Source organism: Lawsonibacter sp. JLR.KK007 (genome assembly GCF_036941135.1).
Classification (GTDB): Bacteria; Bacillota; Clostridia; order Oscillospirales; family Oscillospiraceae; genus Lawsonibacter.
Genome location: NZ_JAYWSY010000002.1, coordinates 789219 through 809525, shown reverse-complemented (window position 1 = coordinate 809525; position 20307 = coordinate 789219). Strand labels below are relative to the sequence as shown.

21 protein-coding genes are annotated in these 20307 nt (G+C 62.2%); 17 read left to right on the top strand and 4 right to left on the bottom strand.

What is annotated here, in order from left to right; genetic code table 11:
* Window positions 1-583: 583 nt before the first annotated feature.
* Together VV088_RS13885 and VV088_RS13880 are read right to left on the bottom strand one after the other, a co-directional pair.
* The gene (locus VV088_RS13885; RefSeq protein ID WP_334601302.1) at window positions 584-1291 is read right to left on the bottom strand and encodes a response regulator transcription factor; all 708 of its coding nucleotides are present in this window, start codon (window positions 1289-1291) and stop codon (window positions 584-586) included.
* Entirely contained in the window at window positions 1288-2451 is a 1164-nt protein-coding gene (locus tag VV088_RS13880; RefSeq protein WP_334601301.1) for a sensor histidine kinase, read from the bottom strand. The genes VV088_RS13885 and VV088_RS13880 overlap by 4 nt, the downstream gene beginning before the upstream one ends.
* A gap of 203 nt (window positions 2452-2654) precedes the next feature.
* Here VV088_RS13880 and pyrE point away from each other — a divergent pair, with 203 nt between their 5' ends.
* The 12 genes from pyrE to recD2 all read left to right on the top strand — a co-directional run bounded on the left by pyrE (window position 2655) and on the right by recD2 (window position 14711).
* Window positions 2655-3326, top strand: coding sequence for an orotate phosphoribosyltransferase (gene pyrE, locus VV088_RS13875; RefSeq protein ID WP_334601300.1), 672 nt, complete (start codon window positions 2655-2657; stop codon window positions 3324-3326).
* Window positions 3327-3514: 188 nt separating this feature from the next.
* On the top strand, window positions 3515-4243 hold the full coding sequence (locus VV088_RS13870; RefSeq protein ID WP_334601299.1) for a JAB domain-containing protein: 729 nt from the start codon (window positions 3515-3517) through the stop codon (window positions 4241-4243).
* A 72-nt stretch (window positions 4244-4315) separates the two neighbouring features.
* A complete protein-coding gene (gene uvrB / locus VV088_RS13865) occupies window positions 4316-6286 on the top strand; it encodes an excinuclease ABC subunit UvrB (protein ID WP_334601298.1) in 1971 nt (656 codons plus the stop codon).
* A 14-nt stretch (window positions 6287-6300) separates the two neighbouring features.
* Window positions 6301-6447 (top strand): hypothetical protein, encoded by a 147-nt coding sequence (locus VV088_RS13860; protein ID WP_334601297.1) that lies wholly within the window; start codon window positions 6301-6303, stop codon window positions 6445-6447.
* A gap of 18 nt (window positions 6448-6465) precedes the next feature.
* Entirely contained in the window at window positions 6466-6945 is a 480-nt protein-coding gene (ybaK, locus tag VV088_RS13855) for a Cys-tRNA(Pro) deacylase (protein ID WP_334601296.1), read from the top strand.
* Window positions 6946-6957: 12 nt separating this feature from the next.
* Entirely contained in the window at window positions 6958-7740 is a 783-nt protein-coding gene (locus tag VV088_RS13850; RefSeq protein ID WP_334601295.1) for a DUF3788 family protein, read from the top strand.
* A 16-nt stretch (window positions 7741-7756) separates the two neighbouring features.
* The gene (locus VV088_RS13845; protein WP_334601294.1) at window positions 7757-8272 is read left to right on the top strand and encodes a hypothetical protein; all 516 of its coding nucleotides are present in this window, start codon (window positions 7757-7759) and stop codon (window positions 8270-8272) included.
* A 14-nt stretch (window positions 8273-8286) separates the two neighbouring features.
* Complete coding sequence (locus VV088_RS13840) at window positions 8287-8649, top strand: hypothetical protein (protein ID WP_160664432.1); 363 nt, start codon at window positions 8287-8289, stop codon at window positions 8647-8649.
* A 32-nt stretch (window positions 8650-8681) separates the two neighbouring features.
* A complete protein-coding gene (uvrA, locus tag VV088_RS13835; RefSeq protein ID WP_334601293.1) occupies window positions 8682-11504 on the top strand; it encodes an excinuclease ABC subunit UvrA in 2823 nt (940 codons plus the stop codon).
* A gap of 109 nt (window positions 11505-11613) precedes the next feature.
* Window positions 11614-12111 (top strand): COG2426 family protein, encoded by a 498-nt coding sequence (locus VV088_RS13830; RefSeq protein WP_334601292.1) that lies wholly within the window; start codon window positions 11614-11616, stop codon window positions 12109-12111.
* A gap of 45 nt (window positions 12112-12156) precedes the next feature.
* Window positions 12157-12489, top strand: a complete 333-nt coding sequence (locus VV088_RS13825; RefSeq protein ID WP_334601291.1) for a hypothetical protein — start codon at window positions 12157-12159, stop codon at window positions 12487-12489.
* Window positions 12490-12509: 20 nt separating this feature from the next.
* The gene (gene recD2 / locus VV088_RS13820; RefSeq protein WP_334601290.1) at window positions 12510-14711 is read left to right on the top strand and encodes an SF1B family DNA helicase RecD2; all 2202 of its coding nucleotides are present in this window, start codon (window positions 12510-12512) and stop codon (window positions 14709-14711) included.
* A 35-nt stretch (window positions 14712-14746) separates the two neighbouring features.
* On the opposite strand, the gene VV088_RS13815 is transcribed toward recD2, so the two are convergent.
* Window positions 14747-15409, bottom strand: coding sequence for an HAD family hydrolase (locus tag VV088_RS13815; protein ID WP_334601289.1), 663 nt, complete (start codon window positions 15407-15409; stop codon window positions 14747-14749).
* Window positions 15410-15515: 106 nt separating this feature from the next.
* Between VV088_RS13815 and cdd the strand changes: the two genes are divergently transcribed.
* Together cdd and VV088_RS13805 are read left to right on the top strand one after the other, a co-directional pair.
* Window positions 15516-15911, top strand: coding sequence for a cytidine deaminase (gene cdd / locus VV088_RS13810; RefSeq protein ID WP_442913159.1), 396 nt, complete (start codon window positions 15516-15518; stop codon window positions 15909-15911).
* Window positions 15912-15990: 79 nt separating this feature from the next.
* Window positions 15991-16200, top strand: a complete 210-nt coding sequence (locus tag VV088_RS13805) for a DUF378 domain-containing protein (protein ID WP_035103403.1) — start codon at window positions 15991-15993, stop codon at window positions 16198-16200.
* Window positions 16201-16263: 63 nt separating this feature from the next.
* Here VV088_RS13805 and VV088_RS13800 read toward each other — a convergent pair whose 3' ends face one another.
* The gene (locus VV088_RS13800; protein ID WP_334601288.1) at window positions 16264-16872 is read right to left on the bottom strand and encodes a PilZ domain-containing protein; all 609 of its coding nucleotides are present in this window, start codon (window positions 16870-16872) and stop codon (window positions 16264-16266) included.
* A 219-nt stretch (window positions 16873-17091) separates the two neighbouring features.
* On the opposite strand from VV088_RS13800, the gene VV088_RS13795 reads away from it, so the two are divergent.
* From VV088_RS13795 to VV088_RS13785, 3 genes are read left to right on the top strand one after another with little or no spacing between them, the layout of a single operon-like run.
* On the top strand, window positions 17092-17397 hold the full coding sequence (locus VV088_RS13795; RefSeq protein ID WP_334601287.1) for a flagellar biosynthesis anti-sigma factor FlgM: 306 nt from the start codon (window positions 17092-17094) through the stop codon (window positions 17395-17397).
* Complete coding sequence (locus VV088_RS13790; RefSeq protein ID WP_334601286.1) at window positions 17394-17843, top strand: flagellar export chaperone FlgN; 450 nt, start codon at window positions 17394-17396, stop codon at window positions 17841-17843. The genes VV088_RS13795 and VV088_RS13790 overlap by 4 nt, the downstream gene beginning before the upstream one ends.
* A gap of 35 nt (window positions 17844-17878) precedes the next feature.
* Complete coding sequence (locus VV088_RS13785) at window positions 17879-20293, top strand: FlgK family flagellar hook-associated protein (RefSeq protein ID WP_334601285.1); 2415 nt, start codon at window positions 17879-17881, stop codon at window positions 20291-20293.
* Window positions 20294-20307 lie beyond the last annotated feature (14 nt).

Genomic DNA, 20307 nt, shown 5'->3' with positions numbered 1-20307 from the left:
AACAGGGGGCGAGATTTGTTGAATAAAACGAACAAAAAAGATTGACAAAACTACATTAGTGTGGTAAATTATAGACAGATCAAGGAAGGGTGAGTCCAATGTACAGGTAAACGCCCCAGCAGCTGAAACCGGATGCGTGGTCAAATCATTCTGTATTAAAAATTCGCATCGGCCGTGAGAGGGAGCCAAGGAGAGACAAGCAAGCTTCAGGATTCTGAGAAGGAAACATGCGTCTCCAGATGACCAGAACGCACGGGATTCAGCCAGCGCAAAGCCCAGCCCGAACAGCAAGCAGGAAAGCGATCCGGCCAAGGGCCTCACATATGAGGAGTTCAGCCGTAAGAACGGCAGCAAGAAGGATGGCCGTGGAAGAACTGGAGGATTGCTGGAGGGGACGCGGCGGAGCGTATCCAATAGAAACGGAGGTAGCCATATGATGTTAGATAATAAGACAGAACAGAAATGACCCTTGACTGCAGCGGATTACAAAACGGGCAGTCAAGGGTCATTTCTTTTTTGTCTGCGGGCGGCCGGGGGCCGTCTTTTTCTTTGCCCGGAGGGGGCGTTGGACCGCAGGGGAGGGTCAATCGTCCAGCATTCGGTAGCCAATGCCCAGTTCGGTGTGGATGTACTTGGGGTCGGAGGGGTTTTCCTTCAGCTTGCGGCGGATGTTGGCCATGTTGACCCGCAGAATCTGGTTGCTGCCGCTGCCGCTGTAGGGACCCCAGATGTGTTCCAGGATGAAGTCGTAGGTGAGCACCTTTCCGGCGTGGATGGCCAGCAGCTCCAGGATCTTGAACTCGTTTTGGGTGAAGTGGATCTCCTCCCCGCTCAAAGTCACCTGGTGCCTGGCCAGGTCGATGGTCAGGTCCTTGATCTGGTAAACGCTGCGCTGGATGCCCTGGCTCAGCTTGAGCCGGTCCGCCCTGCGCAGGGCGGACCGGATGCGGGCCAGCAGCTCGGACACGCCGAAGGGCTTTACCACGTAATCGTCCGCCCCCATGTCCAGGGCCCGCACCTTCTCCGATTCCCGGTCCCGGGCGGAGATGATGATGACAGGCGCCTCCCGGGGCAGGCCCCGGAGCTGGGCCAGGATATCCAGGCCGTCCATGTCGGGCAGTCCCAGGTCCAGCAGCACCAGGTCGGGGCCGTGGGAGAAAAACAGGGACAGGCCCTCCTTGCCGGTGTAAGCGGGGATGGTGCGGTAGTCGTTGGCGGACAGAGCCCGGCTGATGAAGTTGCTGATGGCCCGCTCGTCCTCGATGATCAGGATGCTCTGTTTTTCGGTCATGGTCCCTCTCCTTCTGTGGGCAGGCCGAAGCGGAACACCGCCCCGCCCTGCGGGTGGTTTTCGGCGGTGAGAAAGCCGCCGTGGGCCTTGATGATGCTCTGGCAGACGGACAGACCGATGCCCATCCCCCGGGTGGCGTCCCCAGACAGGGGCATGGGCTGGCCGGCCCGGATGGCCTGGAGCACCTCCGGCGACAGCCCCCGGCCCTGGTCCCGAACCTCCGCCACCGCCCAGTCGTCCCGGCGGTACAGGCACAGGACGATGTGCTCCAGGTCGCCGGAGTGGCGGATGGCGTTCTCCAGAAGGTTGACGATGACCTGCTTGACCAGCAGCGGGTCCATGGGCAGGTAGAGGATGTCCTCCGACAGGTCCAGCTCCACGTGGCAGTCCGGGAAGCGCCGCCGGGTGGCGAGCAGGGCGTCCCCTGCCACCTCCTCCAGCATCTCCTCCCGCTTTTTCAGGGGGATGGTGCCGTCCTGCACCCGGGTGACGGACAGCAGGTTCTCCACCATGACGATCAGTCCGTCGGCGTCCTGCTTGATGTCGGCCAGCATAGCGGCGTTTTTGTCCGAGATGTCCGGGCTGGCCAGCAGCACCGAGGCCGCCCCGGAGATAGAGGTCAAAGGGGTGCGCAGGTCGTGGGACACCGCCCGCAGAATGTTCTCCCGGATGGAGATGCGTTCGGATTGAAGCTGGATGGCCGCCTTTTCCGCATTGAGCCGCTCGTTCTGCTCGTAGAGAGCCTTGGCCTTCTTCTCCCGGCGGACGGCCTCCAGGGCCTGGCGCTTCACCCGGGCGGTGAGGGCACACACCACGCAGGAGATGGTCACCATGGACAGCATGGCCACCGGATAGCCCGTCCGGCTGAGTGAGAAGACGGAGTAGGGCTCCATAAAATAGACGTTGATGCTGAAGGCCCCGATGATGGAGGCGGCGATGCCGTAGAAGTAGCCGGAGGTGAGCAGGGAGATCAGCGCCACCGCCAGCACAAAGACCAGGGCGGAGTTGTTCTCTCCGCCGGTATGGGTGATGAGGATGCTGCTGGTCCAGTAGGCGGCGCAGAGGAACAGCGCCGTCACACCGAGGTTCCGGGGGATGGCCGGGACGCGGTGGGCCTGCACATCCAGCCAGTGGTACAGGTCCTTCAGATGCTGGGGCATGGAGCCGCCTCCTTTCCAAGGTTGGACTGGTTTGATTATATCAAATGTCCGGAAAAAGGTAAAGAGCGGGCTGGGGAGAGGAAAAATCTTAACAGAGCCGAAATATGCCGCGGCGGCAAGGGCTTGTACCCGGGGAAAAAGAGTGGTATAATAAACCGTTACGGCCTCCAGGCCGCAAAACAGAGAAAAGGGGTTTGACCGCCATGACCTATCAGGAAGAATTCATCACCTTTATGGTGCGCTCCGGCGTACTCACCTTCGGGGACTTTACCACCAAGTCGGGGCGGAAAACCCCCTATTTCGTCAATACCGGCAACTACAAGACGGGAGCCCAGGCCGCCAAGCTGGGGGACTACTACGCCGCCTGCATCCAGGAGCGCCTGCCGGAGGGAATCGACTGCCTCTTCGGCCCGGCCTACAAGGGCATCCCTTTGGCGGTGTCCGCCGCCGCCTCCCTGTACCGGAATTATGGCCGGGACCTGCCCTACTGCTTCAACCGCAAGGAGGCCAAGGACCACGGCGAGGGGGGCTCCATGGTGGGCTATAAGCCACAGGACGGGGACCGGGTGGCCATCATCGAGGATGTGGTCACTGCCGGCACCGCCGTGCGGGAGTCCATTGAGCTGTTTAAGCACGTGGCCAAGGTGGACATGAAGGCCCTCTTTGTCTCGGTGGACCGGATGGAGCGGGGAACCCGGGACTGCTCCACCCTGGACGAGCTGCGCCAGGACTACGGCATCCAGGTCTTCCCCATCGTCACGGTCCGGGAGGTGATCTCCTTCCTCCACAACAACCCGGTGGACGGAAAGGTCTATATTGACGATGATATGAAGGGGAAGATGGAGGACTACCTTGCCCAGTACGGGGCGAGGTAAGGAGGGCCGCCGGCATGTGCGTTGATCAGGCTGAGAGGTGACTGAGCTGACCGATCACCCGTTTCCCGGCTGTTGGCAGCCAAATAGGACCGGTGCCTGCTGGCCGGTATATGACCGGAGGGCGGATCTTTTTGTGGTCATCGGCGCGTCCCTGAGCGACTGACATTTTGCGGAAAGAGGTGGGCTTCATGGCGGAGAAAAAGAGAGCTGTCCACACCGGCCACCGGGGGCGGGTGAAGGAGGAGTTCTGCGCTCGGGGCGTGGATGGCTGGCCCGACCACCGGGTCCTGGAGCTGCTGCTGTTCTACGCCATCCCCCAGGGGGATGTGAATCCTCTGGCCCACGAGCTCATCGACCGGTTCGGCACGCTGGACGGGGTGCTGGACGCCCTGCCCGGCGAGCTGATGAAGGTGAAAGGGATGGGGGAGCACTCGGTTACCCTGCTGAAGCTGATCCCGGCGGTGGTGGGCCGCTATCTGGAGGGCCGCACCGGGCCGGGCAGTCTCATCCAGACCACTGCGGAGGCCGGACACGTTCTGGCCCCCTATTTTTACGGTGTGCGCAACGAGATGGTCTACGTCCTGTGCCTGGACGCCAAGGAGAAGCTGCTGGGCGTCCGGAAAATCTCGGAGGGCAACAACAGCAGCTCGGAAGTGACCATCCGCCGGGTGGCGGAGGAGTGTCTGGCGCTGCGGGCCTCCTTCTTTTACCTTGCCCACAACCATGTCAGCAGCCTGGCGCTGCCCTCCCCGGAGGATATCAACACCACCAGCCTGGTTCGGACGGTTCTGGAGCCGCTGGGCCTGCGGATGATGGACCACCTGATTTTCTCGGACGGAGATCTGGTCTCCATCAAGGAATCGGAGGCGTCCGGTCCGGGGAGGAGCTATCAGCTGATCCATACCAACCTGTGGTGAAAAATTTGTTCGATTTCCCTCTTGATATGGAACGTTAGTTCTGCTACAATAGAGGGCACTGAGGTGAAACGCATGCCTAAGTTTGAAGTGGTATCCGAATATACCCCCAGCGGCGACCAGCCGGAGGCCATCGAAGCCCTGTCAAACGGCATCGAGATGGGGCTGGACGAGCAGACCCTGCTGGGCGTGACCGGCTCCGGAAAGACCTTTACCATGGCCAAGATCATTGAGCAGGTCCAGCGGCCCACCCTGGTGTTGGCCCATAACAAAACTCTGGCCGCCCAGCTGTGCGCCGAGTTCAAGGAGTTTTTTCCCAACAACGCAGTGGAGTATTTTGTCAGTTACTACGACTACTACCAACCCGAAGCCTATATCCCCCACACCGATACCTTCATCGAGAAGGACTCCTCCATCAACGAGGAGATCGACCGGCTGCGGCTGTCCGCCACCGCGTCTCTGCTGGAGAGGCGGGACGTAATCGTGGTGTCGTCGGTGTCCTGCATCTACGGCCTGGGCGAGCCGGACGACTACGGAAAGATGATGATCTCCCTCCGGGTGGGGGCCGCCCTGGAGCGGGACGAGCTGCTCAAACGGCTGATCGCCATCCGCTATGAGCGCAACGACATCGCCTTCGAGCGCAACATGTTCCGGGTCCGGGGGGACACGGTGGAAATTTGGCCCGCCTACTGGAAGGACAACGCCATCCGGGTGGAGTTCTTCGGGGACGAGATCGACCGCATCTCCGAGATCAACGTGGTCACCGGCTCCCCTATCCGGCGGCTGAACAACATCCCGGTCTGGCCCGCCAACCACTATGTCACCCCCAAGGAGAAGCTGGACGCGGCGGTCCAGGAGATCTATAAGGAGATGGAGGAGCGGGTGACCCTGTTCGAGAGCGAAAACAAGCTGATCGAGGCCCAGCGCATCAAGCAGCGCACCCTCTATGACATCGAGATGATCCAGGAGCTGGGCTACTGCTCCGGCATCGAGAACTACTCCCGGATCATCGGCGGGCGTCCGGCGGGGTCGCCTCCCAACACCCTGATGGACTATTTCCCAAAAGATTTTATCATGTTCATTGACGAGAGCCACGTCACCCTGCCCCAGGTGCGGGCCATGTACAACGGGGACCGGGCCCGGAAGACCACCCTGGTGGACTACGGCTTCCGCCTGCCCAGCGCCTTTGACAACCGGCCGCTGAAGTTTGAGGAGTTTGAGAAGCGGGTCAACCAGCTGATTTACGTCTCCGCCACACCGGGGGAATACGAGCGCACCCGGTCGGGGCAGATCGTGGAGCAGGTCATCCGTCCCACCGGCCTGCTGGACCCGCTCATTGAAGTTCGTCCGGTGGAGGGCCAGATTGACGATCTGATCGGTGAGATCAACACCCGCACCGCCCGGAACGAGCGGATTCTGGTGACCACCCTCACCAAGCGGATGGCGGAGGACCTGACCACTTACCTTCAGGGGGCGGGCATCAAGGTGCGGTACATGCACCACGACATCGACGCCATGGAGCGGATGGAGATCATCCGGGATCTGCGCATGGGGCTGTTTTCGGTGCTCATCGGCATCAATCTGCTGCGGGAGGGCCTGGACCTGCCCGAGGTGTCCCTGGTGGCCATTCTGGACGCGGACAAGGAGGGTTTTCTCCGGTCGGAGACCTCCCTGGTTCAGACCATCGGCCGGGCCGCCCGGAACGCGGAGGGCATGGTGGTCATGTACGCTGATACCATCACCCCCTCCATGCGCCGGGCCATCGACGAGACGGAGCGCCGCCGGGAGAAGCAGGACGCCTACAATAAGGCCCACGGCATCGTGCCCAAGACGGTCATCAAGTCGGTGCGCAACCTGCTGGATCTGGCCGCCCAGGACGACGGGGACACCGCCGAGCGCCGGGGCGAGGTGGCCGGCCTGACCAAGCAGCAGAAGGCGGAGCGCATCGCCAGGCTGGAGAAGGAAATGCGGGAGGCCGCCAAGCTGCTGGAGTTCGAGCTGGCCGCCGCCCTCCGGGACCAGATCATCGAGCTGCGGGGAAAATAAGGGAGGCGCCGTCCATGGGCGGATTGATCATCGTTTTCATGTGGCCGATGCTGCTGACTATGGTGAAATACGGCCTGCTCCTGTTGATCATCTGGGAGCTTTTGCTGGTGTTTCTGTGCGGGGCCTATGTGCTCTGGGGACGCCAGCTGCTGGTGCTGTAAGGGAAGGATGTGGCGGCAATGGCCGGACAGACAGAAAAAACCAACGTAATGCGGGTGTTGGAGCAAAAAAACATCCCCTATACCGCCCACGCCTACGACCAGCTGGCGGGGACGGACGGGGTGAGCGTGGCCCGGCAGCTGGGGCAGGAGCCGGAGCGGGTGTTCAAGACCCTGGTGGCCCGGGGGGCCTCCGGCGGGCTGTATGTGTTCGATATCCCGGTGGGGGACAGCCTGGACCTGAAAAAGGCGGCGAGAGCCGTGGGGGAGAAGTCGGTCGCCATGATCGCCCAGAAGGAGCTGCTGCCCCTGACGGGCTACGTCCACGGCGGCTGCTCCCCGGTGGGGATGAAGAAGCAGTACCCCACCGTCTTCGATGAGACGGCGGAGCTGTTCGATACCATCTGCGTCTCCGCCGGGAAGATCGGCTTTCAGGTGGAGCTGGACCCCGCCGCATTGATCGCTCTGGTGGGCGGGACAACGGCGGATTTGACCGTTTGAGGAGGTAAAACTATGGCGAGCAGCCCTGATTTTGCCAACTACATCTGTGAGCAGCTGGAGGGCCTGGGGGCCGTCCGTTCCCGAAAGATGTTCGGGGAGTATATGGTCTACCTCAACGACAAGCCGGTGCTCATCATCTGCGGCGACCGGCCCATGGTGAAGATGCTGCCCTGTCTGGAGGAGCTGCTCCGGGGCCGCCCCACCGAGCCGCCCTACCAGGGGGCCAAGGACCACTATCTCCTGGACCCCGACGACCGGGATACCCTGCGCCAGGCGGTCCGCCTGGCCGAGGAGGTCACCCCCCTGCCCAGGAAGAAGGCCCCCAAAAAGAAGGACCCGGCCAAAGCGGAGGGCCCTGTGCCCTGGGACGTGGCCTGGCCCCAGCATACGAAGCCCGCCCTGTCCGACATTGGGGCCTGGGTGAACAACCCCCTTCTGGAGGAGCTGGCGGACTGGATGAAGGAGACTTATCAGCTGGAGCCCTCCATCGAGTTCAGCCGGTGCTCCATGGACCGGGGATGGAACGTGAAATATAAAAAGGGGAGCAGGGCCTTGTGCGCCCTCTATGTCCGCTCTGGCTGGTTCACCGCCATGGTGACCCTGAGGGCCAAGGAGGTGGCCGGGCTGGAGCCCCTTCTGCCCACCTTCTCCGCCCCGTTCCGCAAGCTGTATGAAGAGACTCCGCCCTTCAACGGCGGCAAGTGGCTGGTGATGGATGTAAAAAAGCCGGAGCAGCTGGAGGAGATTCAGCGGCTGATTCTGATGAAGGCAAAGCCCCCGCGCAATGCCATGTAAAGGGAGGTGCCGCGGGATGAAAATACATCTTTCTGTTATACTGCTCAGCGCGATCCTGCTTCTGTCCGCCTGCGGACCCGTGCCGAAGGAGGGGGCGGTCTCATCGGGGACTTCGGCTTCCGCCTCAGAGCCGGAGGCTATCGTGCCCGCCTACTTCGGGGATTGGGCGGTGACCGCCTGTCTGGGGACTGCCCCAACCTGCGCCATGAGCCAGGAGGAGCTGGATGCCTGCGTGGGGCTGACCTTCTCCTACGGGGAGGACAGCTTCACGGCCGAGGGGATCACCTGTGAATTTCTGCCCGGCACAGCCTACGCCGAGGACATCGTCACGGCGGAGGGCTTCGAGACAGCCTGTGGGCTGGCTCCCTCCGAGCTGGGAGTGTCGGCCTCCATGCTGCTCCACGTCACGGTGAATATTGAGGGGAATATCGGCCAAAACCGGCTTCTGGGCCGGGACTTCGTTGTCCTGGGCAGCGACAGTCTGCTTATCTACTGCGACGGTGCCTTCTTCCAGGCGGAGCGGGCGGAGTAAGGGGGGCGGGCACGATGGCCTTTATGGCGCTGTTCGGATGGATATTTCTTCTAATGATTCCGGCCTTTTATATCGGTATGGCTTTGGAGGCGGTTCTGACTTGGGCTGCGGCCCATGTCCTTTTGCTCAATGTGATTCTGGTCCTTCTGCTGGTGCCAAATCTGCTGATTCTTTGGATCCTGTTGAAAATCCGGGCGAAATGGAAGCGGGAAGGGAAGCTGAAGGCGTCCTATGCCAGACGAGACCCGACTTTAAAAGGTTTCTTGGGCCGTTTCACTCTGTTTTGCGGGCTGGCCTGGGAGTTTTTTGTCGTCATTGCCTTCCTGGCACTTTTGATTTTTCAGCCTATTCCCCGTTTGGCGGGTATACTTCTGTAAACTCGATATTTGCGTACAAGGAGAACAAAGCCATGCATACACACATCACCGTCAAGGGCGCGCGGGTGAACAACCTGAAGAACATCGACGTCAAAATCCCCCGGGACAAGCTGGTGGTGCTCACCGGGCTGTCGGGCTCGGGCAAATCCTCCCTGGCCTTCGACACCATCTACGCCGAGGGCCAGCGGCGGTATGTGGAGTCGCTGTCCTCCTACGCCCGGATGTTCCTGGGCCAGATGGAGAAGCCCGACGTGGACTACATCGACGGCCTGTCCCCGGCCATCTCCATCGACCAAAAGACCACCAGCAAGAACCCCCGGTCCACCGTGGGCACGGTGACGGAGATCTACGACTATCTGCGCCTGCTCTGGGCCCGGGTGGGCACCCCCCACTGTCCCATCTGCGGCAAGGAGATCAAGCAGCAGACCATCGACCAGATCATCGACCAGGTCCTTGCCCTCCCCGAGGCCACCCGCATCCAGGTGATGGCCCCAGTGATCCGGGGGAAGAAGGGGGAGCACGCCAAAATTTTCGAGGACGCCCGAAAGTCGGGCTATGTCCGTGTCCGGGCGGACGGCTCCCTCTATGATCTGTCCGAGGAGATCAAGCTGGACAAGAACAAGAAGCACCACATTGAAATTGTGGTGGACCGGCTGGTCATCCGGGACGACATTGCCCGCCGCCTTACCGACTCTGTGGAGGTGGCCTCCAACCTGGCGGGGGGCCTGGTGGTGGTCAACATCGTGGGGGAGGACCGGGACATCATGTTCTCCCAGAACTACGCCTGTGAGGACTGCGGCGTGTCCATTGAGGAGCTGTCCCCCCGGATGTTCTCCTTCAACAACCCCTTCGGGGCCTGTCCCACCTGCACCGGCCTGGGCTCTCAGATGAAGATTGACCCAGAGCTGATCATCCCCAACAAGGACCTGTCCATCGTGGAGGGGGCCATCACCGCCTCTGGGTGGAACAATATCAAGTCGGACGGCATATCCCGGATGTACTTCGACGCATTGGCGAAAAAGTACAAGTTCAAGCTGAACACCCCCGTCAAGGACCTGCCCAAGGAGATTATGGATATCGTCCTCTACGGCACCAACGGGGAGAAGCTCACCCTCCACTACGACCAGCCCCGGGGCAAGGGGACCCTGTACCAGCCCTTTGAGGGCATCGTCAACAACCTGGAGCGCCGCTACCGGGAGACCCAGTCCGACGCCATGAAGCGGGAGCTGGAGGAGTGCATGTCCCAGTGCCCCTGTCCCACCTGCCAGGGGCGGCGGCTGAAGCGGGAATCCCTGGCCGTCACCGTGGGCGGGCTGGATATCGATACCTACTGCCGCAAAAGCGTCACCGAGGCGCTGGATTTTGTGGAGAAGCTGGTCCTGAACGAGACCCAGACCATGATCGCCGCCCAGATCCTGAAGGAGATCAAAAACCGGCTGGGGTTCCTCCAGTCGGTGGGGCTGCAATACCTCACCCTCTCCCGGGAGGCGGGCACCCTCTCCGGCGGCGAGAGCCAGCGCATCCGGCTGGCCACTCAGATCGGCTCCTCCCTCATGGGGGTGCTGTATATCCTGGACGAGCCCTCCATCGGCCTGCACCAGCGGGACAACGACAAGCTGCTGGAGACCCTGAAGGAGCTGCGGGACCTGGGCAACACCCTTCTGGTTGTGGAACACGACGAGGACACCATGCGCGCCGCCGACTATATCATCGACGTAGGCCCCGGCGCGGGGGTGAACGGCGGCGTCATCGTAGCCGCCGGCACCCCGGAGGAGGTCATGAACAACCCCGCCTCCGTCACCGGCGACTACCTCACCGGGCGGAAAAAGATCCCCGTTCCGTCGGAGCGGCGGAAGGGGAGCGGACACTATTTAAAGGTGTTCGGCGCGGCGGAGCACAACCTGCGCCATGTGGATGTGGACATCCCTCTTGGGACCTTTACCTGCGTGACGGGGGTGTCAGGCAGCGGAAAGTCCTCCCTGGTCAACGAGATCCTGTACAAAAAGCTGGGGGCCGACCTGAACCGCACCAAGACCCGCGCCGGCAGGCACGACCGCATTGAGGGGGAGGAGTTCCTGGATAAGGTTATCAATATCGACCAGTCCCCCATCGGCCGGACCCCCCGGTCCAACCCTGCCACCTATACCAACCTGTTCAGCGATATCCGGGACCTCTTTGCCTCTACCCCCGACGCCAAGAGCCGGGGCTACGGCCCGGGACGGTTCTCCTTTAACACCCGGGGGGGGCGGTGCGAAGCCTGCACCGGCGACGGCCTGCTGAAAATCGAGATGCATTTTCTGCCGGACATCTACGTCCCCTGCGAGGTGTGCAAGGGCCGGCGGTACAACCGGGAGACGCTGGAGGTGCGCTACAAGGGCAAAAACATCTACGAGGTGCTGGAGATGACGGTGGACGAGGCCCTGCCCTTCTTTGAGAACCTGCCGAAAATCTACAACCGCCTGAAAACCCTGGAGGAGGTGGGCCTGGGCTATGTGAAGCTGGGACAGCCCTCCACCGAGCTGTCCGGCGGCGAGGCCCAGCGAGTGAAGCTGGCCACCGAGCTGTCTAAACGGTCCACGGGCAAGACCATCTATATTCTAGACGAGCCCACCACCGGCCTGCACTCCGCCGACGTCCACAAGCTGATTGAGGTACTCCAGCGGCTGGTGGAGGGGGGCAATACAGTGGTGGTCATCGAGCACAACCTGGACGTGATCAAAACCGCCGACCACATCATCGACCTGGGCCCCGAGGGGGGCGACGGCGGCGGGAACATCGTCTGTACCGGCACCCCCGAGGAGGTGGCCGCCTGCCCGGGGTCCTATACGGGGCAGTATCTGCGGAAGATGCTCTAAAACTCACGTCCCCGCCACGACGGTGATATTTCTGGCCGACCACTTCGGCGTGACCACCGACGATCTGCTGGACCGGACGGACGATTCCGGCCTGAATTAGGAGAGTTTCATGGAACTGTTTCAATGGCTCACGGCGACCATAACGGGGAAATGCATCTTCACCATGCTGGTGTCCATGCTCCCGGTGATCGAACTGCGGGGGGGCATCCCCTTCGGGGTGGCTCTGGGGCTGCCCTATTACCTGGCCTTTCCGGCGGCGGTGGCGGGCAATCTGATCCCCGCGCCCATCATCGTCGTCTATATCCGCCGCATTTTTATGCTGATGCGCAGGCATCTGCCCCGCCTCAACTTTCTGGTGGACCGCCTGGAGAAAAAGGCCCACCTGAAGGGAAAAAAGGTGCAGAAGTTCCAATATCTGGGCCTGTGGCTCTTTGTGTCCATCCCCCTGCCGGGGACGGGGGCCTGGACGGGGGCCATGGCCGCGGCCTTTTTGGACATGCGGCTGAAAAAAGCCATGCCCGCCATCACCATGGGGGTGCTCACCGCCGGGGGGATTATGCTGGCCCTGACCCATGTGGGAGTCAACCTGTTTTCCGGGGCGGTTTGACCATCTGGCCCGCCGGCGCATAGAATGGCCCGGAGGTGTTGCTCTGTGGGTACATTCTGGGACGCGGCCCTGGCCGTGGTCTGCATACTTGGCCTGGCCCTGGTGGGCTGGTGGCTGTTCGGGCTTCTGCTGCGCCCCCTGCCGGGGCGGGAGGCCAAGGTGGTCCTGGCCGGCCGGGGCGGCGGGGAGGCGCTGGAGCAGCAGGTCCGGTCCTTTCTCTGGCTGCGGGGCCTGGGGCTGCTGCGCTGCCCCATTGTCATCGCCGACGTGGGCCTGACCCCCGCCGGCTGGGAGCTGGCCCTGCGGCTGACCGCCCGCTGGCCCGGGGTCATTCTGTGGCCGGCCGGCGATTTGGCGGACTACATCGCGGAGGGCTGAAGGAAAGGAGATGGCGCCCTATGTCAGAGCAGGAGCTGGAGCTGCTGGAGGGCGCCGTCTCCGCCGTTATTTTTCAGAACGAGGAGAACGGCTACGCCATCCTCAAGCTGGACGTCCGCGGCGAGGAGGTCACCGTGGTGGGGACCATGGCCGGGGTGGCGCCGGGGGAGTATCTGTCCGTCCGGGGCCGCTGGACCCGTCACCCTGCCTACGGCCCCCAGCTGAAAGCGGAGGTGGTGGAACGCCGCCTGCCCCAGAGCCTGAAGGAGATCTTTCACTACCTGTCCTCCGGGGCGGTGAAGGGGGTGGGCAAGACCACCGCCCGGCTCATCATCGAGGAGTTCGGGGAGGACGCCCTTGCCGTCATCGAGGACGACCCGGAGCAGCTGACCAAGATCAAAGGCATCACCAAAAAGCGGGCGGTGCAGATCGGGGAGACCTTCCGCCAGCAGATGGGGACCCGCCGCCTGCTGGAGTTTTTAGGGGAGCACCAGCTGCCCATGGAGCTGGCCGTGTCCCTGCGCCGGGCCTACGGCGATGTGGCCCTGGAGGTGGTGAAGGCCAACCCCTATCTGCTGGTGGACCGGGAATTTGAGGTGGAGTTCTCTCAGGCGGACGCCCTGGCCCTGTCCCTGGGGGTGGGGCCGGAGGACCCGCTGCGTCTGGAGGCGGGGCTGCTCTTTGAGCTGAGCCACAACAATTACAACAACGGCCACACCTTTCTCCCGCGGCACAAGCTGCTGGAGGCCACCGCCAGGCTGTTGGAGGTCCCCGGCGACCTGCTGGAGGAGGGGCTGGACGCGCTGATCCAGCGGGGCGAGGCGGAGTGCGAGACGGTAGCGGGGCAGGAGGCGGTGTACCTCCCCGCCCTATATGAGGCGGAGATGTACATCGCCCAGCGGGTGCTGGAAATGAGCCGGGCCGAGCTGCTGCCTCTGGAGGGGCTGGACCAGCTGATCGGCCGCATCGAGCGGGAGCAGCGCATCTCCTACGCCCCCCAGCAGCGGGCGGCGGTGGAGCTGGCCGCCAACCGGCAGGTGATGCTCCTCACCGGCGGGCCGGGCACGGGCAAGACCACCTGTCTGCGGGGGGTGCTGGCACTCTTTGAGCGGCTGGGGCTGGAGACTGCCCTGGCCGCCCCCACCGGCCGGGCGGCCAAGCGGCTGGGGGAGCTGTGCTCCACCGACGCCTCTACCATCCACCGCTTGCTGGAGACGGGCTTCGATCCCCGCTCCGGCAAGCTGGTGTTCACCAAAAACTCCTGCGACCCCCTGAAGGCGGACGCCGTCATTGTGGACGAGACCTCCATGGTGGACGTGCCCCTCATGGCCGCCCTGCTGGACGCCCTGGAGGGGGACTGCCGCCTGGTGCTGGTGGGCGACCCGGACCAGCTGCCCTCGGTGGGGCCGGGGGCGCTGTTTGCTGACCTGATCCGCAGCGGGGTGGTGCCCACCGTCCGGCTGACAGAGATCTTCCGGCAGGCGGCCCAGAGCGCCATCATCTGCAACGCCCATCAGATTAACCAGGGCCAGGTCCCCGAACTGCTGCGCAACCAGGGGGACTTCTTCTGCCTGCCCCGGCGGGACCCGGCTGCGGTGGTGGACACCGTGGTGGACCTGTGCCGCCGCCGCCTTCCAGAGCGGCTGGGTATCCCCACCGACCAGATCCAGGTGCTGTCCCCCACCCGCCGCCGGGGGACGGGCACCCGCGCCCTGAATCAGGCCCTTCAGACGGCGCTGAACCCGCCCCTGGAGGGGAAGGGGGAGCGCCGCTTCGGCGACTGGATCTTCCGGGCGGGAGACCGGGTGATGCAGGTGCGCAACAACTACGACATCCTGTGGCGGGAGGACCAGGGGACCGACTCTGGCATGGGGATGTTCAACGGGGACGTGGGGGTGATCCGCTCCATCGAGAAGGAGGTCATCACCGTGGACTTTGACGGCAAGGTGGTGGAGTATTCCCCGGACATGCTGGGGGAGCTGGAGCCCGCCTTCGCCGTGACGGTACATAAGGCCCAGGGCAGCGAGTACCGGGCAGTGATCTTGGCCGCCCTGGACGGCGCGCCGGTCCTGATGACCCGGGGGGTGCTGTATACCGCCGTCACCCGGGCCAGAGAGCTGTTCATCGTGGTGGGCGACCCCGCCGTGGTGGCCGGGATGGTGCGCAACAACCGGCAGGCCAAGCGGTACTCCGGGCTGAGAGCGCGGCTGACGGAGTCGTAAAAAAGCCTCCCCCGTCCTCTGGGGGAGGCTTGCGCTTATACGCCCAGCCAGGTGAGGAGCGCCTCCTCGTCCCAGCGGGTAAAGTGGCGGTCGGCCAGGGCCTTCAGCTGTTCCTGATCGTCGGCGGAGTTGACGTCATAGATCACGCCCAAGGTGAAGCCCGCCTGCTTGGCGGTCCGTGCGGCCACCAGGATGTCCTCAAAGATGAGGGTGTTGTCCGGAGAGCCGCCCAGCCGCCGGGCCGCCTCCAGATAGACATCGGGGTGGTCCTTCCCCACGCCCACCTCCTCACAGGACAGCAGAAACTGGAAATAGTCCCGGATCCCTAAGCGGCGCAGGCAGATGTCCAGCAGCGCCGGGGCGGTGGAGGAGGCCACGCACATCTGGAAGCCCGCCGCCTTCATCCGCTCCAGGCAGGCGGCGGCCCCCGGCTTCAGAGGGACGTCGGTGCGGTAGTGCTCCTCCATCAGGCCGTTGATCTCCCGGGCGATCTCCTCGGGCGTGCTGGTCAGGCCGAACTCCCGGATAAACAGCTGGGCGGATCCCTCCAGGGTCAGGGCGACCGACTCCTCCTTCAGCTTTGGAGGCAGCGGGGGGATGCCGTGGCGGGCCAGGTACTCGTCGGCCAGCCGGTTCCAGTAGCCCATGGAGTCTACCAGCGTGCCGTCCATGTCAAAAATCGCGAAGGCATGTTTCATTTTGTGATCCCATCCTTGCATGAAAATGTCAGAGGTATTATAATAGAAACCAGAGGGATACGCAAGGGGTTTTCAAGACAGAATCAAATTAAAGGAGGCGGCCGCTATGACCGACCAGGAGCTGGTAAAAAAAGCCTTTGAGATGCACCAATTCTCCTATGTGCCCTACTCCCATTTTCCCGTGGGAGCGGCGCTGCTGACCGAGGACGGCCGGGTTTTCACCGGCTGCAATGTGGAGAACGCGGCCTACGGCTCCGCCATCTGCGCCGAGCGCACCGCCGTGCTGAAGGCGGTGAGCGAGGGCTGCCGGGAGGGCTGGACGGCCATTGCCATCGCCGGTCAGGGGGAGGACTACTGCTGGCCCTGCGGGGCCTGCCGGCAGGTGCTGTATGAGTTCGCCCCCGGACTGCGGGTGCTGGCCGCCCGGGGGGACGGAGACTACAAGGAGGTCTCCCTGGCGGAGCTGCTGCCCTGCGGCTTTGGTCCCAGCTCGCTGCAGTAAAAATTTTCCAGCTGCATAAAAGGCAGAAAAGGACATAAACTACCCCCTGGAACCCGAAACAAGGAGGTGGTTTGACGTGATGATGGACAAAATAGCCCTGACGCTGCTGATCATCGGCGGCCTGAACTGGGGCAGCGTGGGCCTGTTCCAGTTTGACCTGGTGGCCTTTGCCTGCGGCGGGTCCGGCAGCATGATCAGCCGGGTGATTTACACCCTGGTGGGCCTGTCCGCCGTGTGGTGCGTCTCCCTGTTGTTCCGCGACCGCGACCCCGTGGAGGAGCGCCGCTGACCCCTGGTCGATGGTTTCCCATAAAAAAACGGAGATCTGGTCTTCCAGATCTCCGTTTTTCTGTCAGTTCTCTGTGAGGTAGATCTTCCGCTCCTCCTGGAATACATAGCGCCGCAGCTGATTCTCCTCCCCGACGCTCAGGTCGGTGAAGCGGCAGCCGTAGCCGTAGAGGCTGCGCTTGTCGATCACCTGCAGCTCCACCCGCAGGATCTCCGCGTGGAGCATCAGGGGCGGCTGGATGGGAGGGAAGCTGAAAGTCAGCCGGTCGCCCACGCCGGCCACCAGGCTGGAGGCCAGATATACGCCGCCCGCGCTGATATTCAGGATGGTGGCCGGAGCGAATATGCCCTCACAGTCCACGTTGACCACAAGGGCCTGTCCGACCTTAATGTCCTCCCGCCGCTGAAGCTGGGCCAGATGCTCCAGAATCTGGCACCGGTAGGTGCAGATGGCGCCGGAGATGGCGGGGTGGGTGAGACGGCAGCGGCAGAGGACCACGCCCTGGATCGGGTCGTAAAACCGGATGTTCAGGGGTGTGCGCAGGGGACACTTGATCTCCCGGGGCACAATGACCATCAGCCCGCTGGTGGCGCCCATCGTTACGGCCGCCCGGACCGGACCTTCCTGGAGACCAAAGATCTCCGCCTTTTTACAATGAGAAAACTGAGTCATTACGTCACACCTCTTTAACATTGCCTTGGCTGTGCCTGAAGGCTTTCCCCGCTATTATAATGGAAAATTCTCCGGTTCGCAACCTTCAGTTGGGGAAGTAAAAAAAATTCGTCCCATATGTTATTTTTTGCTCTGGATGGTCCGATAGAAATAATACAGAATAACTTTTTGATTTGAGACAGCGCGCGTCCTCCCGGAGGGGACGAGGAGGTTACGACTATGTTAGTGACAAGACGAGAGGGATTTTCTACCGCTCCCATCGCTTCCCCCGGCGCGGCCCGGTCCTCCGGGACCAGACACGCCAAGGCGCCGGAGAGCAGCTTTGACCAGATTACCCTGTCTGGCGGACAGGCGGCCGGCCCCACCTTTCGGGAGCTGGCGGCCAGTCTGTCCCAGCAGGTGCGCACCTACAACACCACCGGCAAGATCCAGGACCTGCGCAGCCAGGTGGCGTCCGGCGAGTACCGCCCTGACGCCCGGGAGACTGCGGCCCGGATGCTGCTGCTGTCGGAGGAAGAGGCATGACGCAGTGGCAGGAGTATCTGAAGCTGCTGAGCGGCCTGAGCCGCACTCTGGAGCAGCTGACCAAGGTGGAGCAGGACAAAAAAACCGCCGCCTCCCAGGGGGACCTGGCCGGGGTGGAGGACTGCATGAAGCAGGAGCAGGTGCTGAGTCTGTCTCTGCGGGGCTATGACCAGAGACGGGATAAGATGCTGGCCAGCCTGGGTCTGCAGGGGGTTCCCCTCAACCAGCTGGAGGACCACAGCCCGCCCGACCTCATGCTGGAGACCAGGCGGACGGTGGAGGAGCTGCGCCGGCAATACACCCTGTTCCAGGCCGCCAGTCAGGCGGCCCGAAACACGCTGGAGATCAACCTGCGGGAGATCGAGCGCATCATGGCCGTCCAGGCCGGCGACGCCGGTGTGGCAGAGGAAAAACGCAAGGGACATCAGACCGATTTCCGGGCTTGAGGTCCGGGCAATATAAAGGATAAAGGAGAACAACTATGGCTGTTATTGGTACTTTTGGTTCCTTCACCGCTGCGCGGCTGGGGATTTACGCCTCCCAGTCTGCGCTGAATGTGACGGGCAACAACATCGCCAACATCAACACCGAGGGCTACACCCGCCAGCGGCTGGACCTGGTGTCCCTCTACTCCAACGGCAACATCCGCTACGCCAACAGCTACAACCTGAATATTGGCTACGGTGTGCTGACCGAAGGCGTGTCCCAGCTGCGGGACCCCTTCCTGGACATCCGCTACCGCAATGAGAACGCCAACGTGGGTTCCGCCAACGCCAAGCTGGACTGTTTGCAGCAGCTGGCCCACATCCTGGACGAGGTGGGTAAGGGCACCAACGAATTCGGCATTGTCGAGGCCCAGTTCAACGACCTGCTCACCCAGCTGGAAACCTTCAACGGCAAGGTGGGCTCGGTGGAGTACGACACCGCCGTCCGCGGCTCGGCCCAGACGCTGGTCCGGCTGCTCAACGACTACGCCAAGGCCATGAACACCCTGGGGGACAACAAGCTGAACGAGCTGAAGAAGGACGTGGGCACCGTCAACTCCCTGCTCACCCAGATCCGGGACCTGAGCGTGGAGATACGGGACGCCGGCATCTACGGCGACAAGGCCCTGGAGCTGCGGGACGCCCGCAACCTGTGCATTGACAAGCTGTCCGCCTATATGAAGATCGACGTGAGCTACGACATGGAGAAGATCGACGAGTTTAACTCGGTAGAGCGCATCAACATCTCCATCGCGGACTCCGGCACCCCTCCCATCAAGCTCATCCAGGGCATCTACGGGGCCCAGATCTCCATGCCGGACATCGCTGCGGAGCGGAACCCCAACTACAAGCCGGACCTGCCCACCAGCAACCGGTATATCAGCCAGGACAGCACCGCCGGCAACATTAAGTATACCAATATTGCCCGGGAGGCGCTGCGGGATAAGGACGGGAATATCATCACCAATGAGGTGGCTTCAAATACTGCGCTGAAGGAAACGCTTGGAATTACCACAGCTGGTGATATCATCACTACAGCAAACGCATATGATATTAACGCTAAGGACGCCGATGGAAATAATACGTCCGGTCCCTATATCATCCGGGATGATGATGGCGAGATTATCGGTTACACAGAGGACGCCTCCGCCGCCAATCAGGTGGAGAACGCCGTGGAGGGCTCGGACAGCAACCGCCTGTGGATGACGGTGGAGCCGCTGGTGGACGCCAAGGGCCAGTATATGCGGGACCAGTACCACAAGGAGATTAAGGAGAGCGTGGACCTGACCGACAATCAGCTTCACGGCTCCCTCCAGGCCATGCGGGAGTTCCTCACCGAGCGGGGCGAGTTCTGCAGCGACGACGACCTGAAGTTCGACCCGAACGCCGCCCAGAAGCGGGGACTTTGGTATTACAAGGACTCCCTGGACGCGCTGGCCCGGAAGTTTGCCGGCGTGATGAACGAGGCCAACCGGCTGAACTTTGACCAGGTGTCAGAGGCGTATAAATGGGATGAAGTGGACGACCCAAAGAATCCGGGCACCGATATCAAGGCATTTTATGATAAGGACCACAAGGCCATCATGGGCGTGAACGATGCTGGCCAGGAAGTGGCGCTGACCAAGGATTATTTCGACGAACTGGCGAAAGACCTTGCGGATATTGACACGCTGAAGGCGGAGTATGAGGCCACAGCTAAGGACACCACACTGTCTGCGGCTGCCAAGCAGAAAAAGCTGAAGGAAATACAGGGCAAAATTGATGCCATCGAAACGAAGGGTGTCGGTATTGAGGCCCGGAAGGAGACCGCCTACAAGAACATGGAGACCCTCCGGGAGCAGGGCCAGCTGACCGACGTATGGGCCTTCTACAACGGCGGCGTGCTGTTCAGCAACAACGGCGACACCAACGACTTCACCAATATCACCGCCGAGAACATCACCATCTCCAAGGACTGGTCCACCGGCGACGTGCGGATCCTGAACACCAAGAAACCGGACGACCTCAACCCGGACGACCCGGATAACCCCATCACCCACAGCACACGTGACGACAACCTGTATCACATCATAGGCTTGATGAGTTACGATTTTACCTATTACCCCAACGAGATTGTAGACGACGCCAACGCCGGGGGGACCAAGAAGTATTTCACCGGCTCCTTCCAGGAGCGGCTGGCGGATATGAACAATATCCGGGGCGTGGAGGAGCAGACCACCGGCCTGCTGTACAACAACTACGCCGTCGAGGCCCTGTCGCTGGAGAACAGCCGCCAGAGCGTGTGCGGCGTGGACCTGAACGACGAGGCCACCAGCATGATGATGTTCCAGAAGTCCTATGCCGCGTCCTGCCAGCTGATGACAACCCTGGATTCCATGCTGGATAAGCTGATTAACGACACCGTTCGATAAGGAGGTAACCTGAG

Coding starts and splice junctions, on each gene's coding strand:
- VV088_RS13885 (WP_334601302.1), bottom strand. CDS start 1,291: ATGACCGAAAAACAGAGCATCCTGATCATCGAGGACGAGCGGGCCATC.
- VV088_RS13880 (WP_334601301.1), bottom strand. CDS start 2,451: ATGCCCCAGCATCTGAAGGACCTGTACCACTGGCTGGATGTGCAGGCC.
- pyrE (WP_334601300.1), top strand. CDS start 2,655: ATGACCTATCAGGAAGAATTCATCACCTTTATGGTGCGCTCCGGCGTA.
- VV088_RS13870 (WP_334601299.1), top strand. CDS start 3,515: ATGGCGGAGAAAAAGAGAGCTGTCCACACCGGCCACCGGGGGCGGGTG.
- uvrB (WP_334601298.1), top strand. CDS start 4,316: ATGCCTAAGTTTGAAGTGGTATCCGAATATACCCCCAGCGGCGACCAG.
- VV088_RS13860 (WP_334601297.1), top strand. CDS start 6,301: ATGGGCGGATTGATCATCGTTTTCATGTGGCCGATGCTGCTGACTATG.
- ybaK (WP_334601296.1), top strand. CDS start 6,466: ATGGCCGGACAGACAGAAAAAACCAACGTAATGCGGGTGTTGGAGCAA.
- VV088_RS13850 (WP_334601295.1), top strand. CDS start 6,958: ATGGCGAGCAGCCCTGATTTTGCCAACTACATCTGTGAGCAGCTGGAG.
- VV088_RS13845 (WP_334601294.1), top strand. CDS start 7,757: ATGAAAATACATCTTTCTGTTATACTGCTCAGCGCGATCCTGCTTCTG.
- VV088_RS13840 (WP_160664432.1), top strand. CDS start 8,287: ATGGCCTTTATGGCGCTGTTCGGATGGATATTTCTTCTAATGATTCCG.
- uvrA (WP_334601293.1), top strand. CDS start 8,682: ATGCATACACACATCACCGTCAAGGGCGCGCGGGTGAACAACCTGAAG.
- VV088_RS13830 (WP_334601292.1), top strand. CDS start 11,614: ATGGAACTGTTTCAATGGCTCACGGCGACCATAACGGGGAAATGCATC.
- recD2 (WP_334601290.1), top strand. CDS start 12,510: ATGTCAGAGCAGGAGCTGGAGCTGCTGGAGGGCGCCGTCTCCGCCGTT.
- VV088_RS13815 (WP_334601289.1), bottom strand. CDS start 15,409: ATGAAACATGCCTTCGCGATTTTTGACATGGACGGCACGCTGGTAGAC.
- cdd (WP_442913159.1), top strand. CDS start 15,516: ATGACCGACCAGGAGCTGGTAAAAAAAGCCTTTGAGATGCACCAATTC.
- VV088_RS13805 (WP_035103403.1), top strand. CDS start 15,991: ATGATGGACAAAATAGCCCTGACGCTGCTGATCATCGGCGGCCTGAAC.
- VV088_RS13800 (WP_334601288.1), bottom strand. CDS start 16,872: ATGACTCAGTTTTCTCATTGTAAAAAGGCGGAGATCTTTGGTCTCCAG.
- VV088_RS13795 (WP_334601287.1), top strand. CDS start 17,092: ATGTTAGTGACAAGACGAGAGGGATTTTCTACCGCTCCCATCGCTTCC.
- VV088_RS13790 (WP_334601286.1), top strand. CDS start 17,394: ATGACGCAGTGGCAGGAGTATCTGAAGCTGCTGAGCGGCCTGAGCCGC.
- VV088_RS13785 (WP_334601285.1), top strand. CDS start 17,879: ATGGCTGTTATTGGTACTTTTGGTTCCTTCACCGCTGCGCGGCTGGGG.